This is a genomic window from Streptomyces sp. NPDC085937 (assembly GCF_044540535.1).
In the GTDB taxonomy this organism is placed as follows: Bacteria; Actinomycetota; Actinomycetes; order Streptomycetales; family Streptomycetaceae; genus Streptomyces.
Map to the genome: position 1 here is coordinate 1 of NZ_JBITSH010000031.1, position 4,529 is coordinate 4,529.

3 protein-coding genes and 1 pseudogene are annotated in these 4,529 nt (G+C 68.1%); 1 reads left to right on the plus strand and 3 read right to left on the minus strand.

Features of this window, described 5'->3' with window-relative positions:
* Positions 1–663 precede the first annotated feature (663 nt).
* Complete coding sequence (locus ACIF8S_RS33330; RefSeq protein ID WP_400004279.1) at positions 664–1,428, plus strand: response regulator transcription factor; 765 nt, start codon at positions 664–666, stop codon at positions 1,426–1,428.
* Between the two features lie 171 nt (positions 1,429–1,599).
* Here the strand turns inward: ACIF8S_RS33330 and ACIF8S_RS33335 are convergent, their stop codons facing one another.
* The 3 genes and pseudogenes from ACIF8S_RS33335 to ACIF8S_RS33345 all read right to left on the minus strand — a co-directional run.
* Positions 1,600–2,037, minus strand: coding sequence for a DUF6069 family protein (locus ACIF8S_RS33335; RefSeq protein ID WP_215210662.1), 438 nt, complete (start codon positions 2,035–2,037; stop codon positions 1,600–1,602).
* Positions 2,038–2,112: 75 nt separating this feature from the next.
* Positions 2,113–3,702 (minus strand): FAD-dependent oxidoreductase, encoded by a 1,590-nt coding sequence (locus ACIF8S_RS33340; protein ID WP_400004281.1) that lies wholly within the window; start codon positions 3,700–3,702, stop codon positions 2,113–2,115.
* 731 nt (positions 3,703–4,433) lie between these two features.
* Positions 4,434–4,529 (minus strand): annotated as a pseudogene (locus tag ACIF8S_RS33345) (acyl-CoA carboxylase subunit epsilon); the annotation flags it as partial.

Below are 4,529 nucleotides of genomic sequence, written 5' to 3' on the forward strand. Positions count from 1 at the left end.
TCGTTGCCGAAGGACGCCGTCTCCGAGGTGAACCGGTCACCCGTGAGCTGCATCCCGTCACCCGAGTCCCCCGCGAACCTGATGATCACTCGGTCCAACCGGCGGACGTCCTCTCTGCGGAGCCGGGGACTGCCGCCTACCGATGTCTCGGTGGAGATCATGTTGTCTTCCCATCCGTTCGGAGCGGAGTCAAGTCCGCTCGGTCTCATCACGTGTCGGCCGCAGGATGTGGCCGATTCACCACTGCTTTTGAGTGTTTAACGTGGATAGGGTGTTTTCGTAGGTGGCCTGCACTCGCTTCGATTCATGATCGGAAAAGGTGTGATTCATCCCTCGTGTACGCAGTACGCGGCTCCGTGTACGATGTATCACTGAAGGATGGAGCAGGTCTGCACGGGGGGTTGGGTTGGTTGATTGACTGTTCGACGGTTTGCGGGGGAGCGTGACGACGAGACCGGGGGGCCCGGTCGATAAACTCCGCTTCGTCTTTGTTGGTGTCACACCACCCCAACATTTCAGCGGAGTTTCCGTTTCCTTTAGATATCTTTCCGTCAACTGTTCAGCTTTGACGGATCTGACGAGCCGTCGGTAGGCTTCCTGTCGATCCACCGCGGCAATTCCTCGACGCTTCAATCAAATGGACGAATCTGGGGGATGATTCGGATGGGGCACCATTCTGTCAGGCTTGTCGAGCCACGCATTCTGCATCAGGTGCCGATGCGGAATGCGTCGATCAGGCCGGAAGCGAGGCGCGTCCGCAAGTCGGTGCGGGTGCTCGCGGTGGAGAGTGACAGCGAGGTCGCCAAGGGGCTGGTCCGCGACCTGTGGCGGCACGGCTTCCAGGCCGAGAGCGTGTCGACGGGTGCACAGGCCCTGCAGCAGTACCGGAACGCCGACCTGCTCCTCGTTGATCTGGACCTCCCCGACCTGGACGGCGTCGAGCTGTGCCGGAACATCAGGGCCGTGTGCGATGTGCCGATCATCGTCGTGACGGCCCGTGACTCCGAGCTCGACCGAGTCATGAGCCTGCGGGCCGGCTCGGACGACTACGTCCCCAAGCCGTACAGCCTCGCCGAGCTGATCGCCCGCATCGAGGCGGTCATGCGGCGGGCACTGCGGCAGCCGGCTTCGCCCGACGAGGTGGTCGCCGTGGGGCCGCTGTCCATCGATCCCCGGGCCCGTGAAATTCGCCTGGACGACCGGACCATAGAGGTCACGCGCAAGGAATTCGACCTTTTGTACCTGCTCGCCTCGCGCCCGGGAATGGTGGTGACCCGGGAGCAGATCATGGTGCAGGTGTGGCGTGACTCCCGGTCCGTTCCCGGGCGGACCATCGACACCCATGTCAGTAGTCTGCGCAGCAAACTGGGCTCGAGCGACTGGATCATCACCGCTCGAGGAGTCGGATTTCGTCTGGGACGTGCCTGACGTCCCGAGAATTCTCGGGAACGGGAAATCTCATTCGAAATGGGTCGTACGGTCAACGGAGACCGGCGGCCCTTTGGTTTGTCGTGCCCCGTTCACCGGCCGGGATCAAGAAGGAGGCCCTCCGGAACGTGGTTCCGGAGGGCCTCCTCGTGCGTGCTCGCCGACGTGACGTCAGGCGCGGGACCGGCGAATCACCTCGAGAGCGACCACCGCGACGAGCCCCACGAACAGGTGCATCGTGATGAGTGTCGCTGCCGTGCCGCCGTCGGTCTCCTGGGTCAGCGGGCCGACCGCGGTGAGTACCGCGACGGCGCCGCCGACGATCTGGCCCACTCGCAGGAACACCGGCTTCCAGCGCGCCAGGAGGACGGCCGCGGTGATTCCGAGCAACGGTGCGACGACCGACATGAAGACGACGTCGCCGGCACCGATCTCGTCGGGCTTGCCGTTGAGTTCCAGGACCAGTGAGGCCCCGGCGGCGTCGCCGATGAACAGAACGACGAGATTGACGACCGCGGCGGCGACGACGGCCCCCGCCACGGCCTGCCACACGGGCAATGCCCGGCGTCCGGGAGCGGAGTGGGTGGCAGCGGGGTTACTGCTGGTCATGGGGCCCTCCGGGCTGTTGTGCAGAGATGGGTGAAGTGCGCTTCCGGCGTGAGGACCGACCGCCCGAGCGATCCGTCAGGAGGGGGTCAGGGACATGGCATGCCGGAAGACGTTGTGGGGGTCGTAGGTGTTCTTGACCCGCTGCAGCCTCGGGTAGTTGTCCTTCCAGATGATCGAATACCAGGGCACACCCGAGGTGTTCTGTGCCGGATCGAGCATGTCGACGTCGGGGTAGTTGATGTAGCCGCCGTCCTGACGGCCGTCGGGCACCGGGAAGCCGCCGGTCGCGCCGTGCACGTTCCTGCGCAGCGTGCGCAGCCACTCCACCTCGTACTCGTCCTGGGTCGGGTCCGCCCAGTTGTTGGAGTACCAGAGCTTGAACACGGAATCCCGCTGCGGGATCGCGGTGGCGGAGGACGCGACCGTGTTGATGCGGCAGCCGTAGGCCGCGAGATAGACCAGGCCGGCACCGTAGTGCGCGGGGTCGCTCAGCGAACTGTAGAGCGCGCGGACCTGGCTTTCCGTCAGTGGCTTCCGCAGATGGCCGCCCATCGACTTCTGGCGTCCGTAGTCCCCGTAACTGGGCGTCGGCTCCAGGGCGATCTCCAGCCAGGACCCCTCGGTGATGTCCACGGTCGGCTCAAGGCCCACGCCCGCGTTCACCGCGCGGATGTAGTCGTCGTGGAGCTGGGACGTACGGGGCAGGGTGGCGTCCATGCGGATCTCCAGCTCGATCGTGCCGGTGATCGAGGAATGGAGCTGGAGGGAACTGTGCATCACCGAGTACTCGTCGCCCGGGTCGCTCTTCGCCGCGTGCCAGGCTCCGTGGTTGAGCACCAGGCGTGTGAAGCGGGCCTCGGTCAGCTCGCTCCACGGCCAGCTCACGATGGTCTTGCGCATCCGGGCCGGCGGCTTGGGCAGGAGCGCGGAAGGGCGGCCGGACGCGCCCGGGGTCCGGAACCAGAAGCGGGTCACGATACCGAACCCGCCCCCGCCGCCGCCGGTGTGGGCCCACCACAGGTCGCGGTTCGGGTCCCCGGCGTTCCTGGTGGCGACGATCGTGCGCGCCCTGCCTCGCCGGTCCGCGACCACGACCTCGACGGCGTACAGGTGGTCCACGACCAGGCCGTACCGGCGTGACAGCGGCCCGTACCCACCGCCGCTGACGTGGCCGCCCACACCGACCTCCGGGCAGACACCACCCGGGACGGTCACCCCCCAGCCCTCGTACAGGGCCTTGTACACCTCACCGAGCCGGGCGCCCGCCTCGACGGCGAAGGCGTTCATCCTCGGGTCGAAGGTGATGCCTCTCATCTCGGACAGGTCGACCAGGAGGCGGAACTGCGGGTCGTCCACGAGCCCTTCGAAGCAGTGGCCGCCGCTGCGGACCGTGACCCGCTGGTTGTTGGCGACGGCCTGGTTCACCGCCTTCTCCACCTGAGCGGCGCTGTGCACGAGCCAGATCTCGTCCGGGGTGGCCACGAAACGGTTGTTGTACCCCCGCTCCGCGAGCTCGGCGTAACGGGCGTCTCCCGGCCTGACGACAACCTCCGGCGCGACCCGTCCGGCGGCCTGGGCGGCTGCCGGCTGGGGCAGTGCGGCGAAGCCGGCAGCGGCGCCGGCCACCGCTGTTGCCGAGCCCAGGAATCTGCGTCGCGAAACCATGTTGAGCCTTATCTGTGCTGGGACATGGACAGAACACCGCATGGACGCATGCGGGCCGGGGGTTGGCCTCAGCCAAGCAGTCCCCGGGGAGGGGCACCACGTGCTTGACGTGGATCTGTGGTGCGCCGATGAGAAAGTTGAAGAAACGGCTCCAGTGAGGGTGATGCCGTCGGCGCCGTTGGAGTGCCGGGTGCGGGTCGTTCGTGGCTGATCGCGCAGTTCCCCGCGCCCCTGAGGGGCGTTGTCCCGCTCGCAGCCCTGCGCCGCTGGGGGCGGTAGCCCGCCCTGCTTGCCTCGCGGTCACCGGGGTGCCGGGGACTGTTGTATGCCGGGTGCGGGTCGTTCGTGGCTGATCGCGCAGTTCCCCGCGCCCCTTTGGGGCGCCCCGTCTGCGGGCAGTCGTGCCGGTGGGGCGGCACGGGCGGGCGTAGGCGGTGCCTCGCAGCGCCGGGTCGCGCGGCGGGCCTTGCGGCCACCGGAGTGCCGGGGACTGTCGTACGCCGGGTGCGGGTCGCATGGGGCTGGTCGCGCAGTTCCCCGCGCCCCTTTGGGGCGCCCGGTCTGTGGGCAGTCGTGCCGGTGGGGCGGCACGGGTGGGCGCAGGCGGGACCTCGTAGCGCCGGGTTGCGCAGCGTTCCCCGCGGCCACCGGGGTGGCGGAACCTCTCGCATGCCGGGTGCGGGCCCGGTGGGGGCTGGTCGCGCAGTTCCTCGCGCCCCTGAGGGGGTTGGTTAGCGCCAGCTGTGGGGGGCTCGGAAGCCTGGTTCGCGTTCCAGGCGGCGCCAGCCCGCCCGGGGCCGGCCCCGGTGGGCCGGCTCGGCCGGCGG

Bases quoted from the DNA above. Each gene is read 5' to 3' on its own strand.
- ACIF8S_RS33330 (WP_400004279.1), top strand. From the start codon at position 664: ATGGGGCACCATTCTGTCAGGCTTGTCGAGCCACGCATTCTGCATCAG.
- ACIF8S_RS33335 (WP_215210662.1), bottom strand. From the start codon at position 2,037: ATGACCAGCAGTAACCCCGCTGCCACCCACTCCGCTCCCGGACGCCGG.
- ACIF8S_RS33340 (WP_400004281.1), bottom strand. From the start codon at position 3,702: ATGGTTTCGCGACGCAGATTCCTGGGCTCGGCAACAGCGGTGGCCGGC.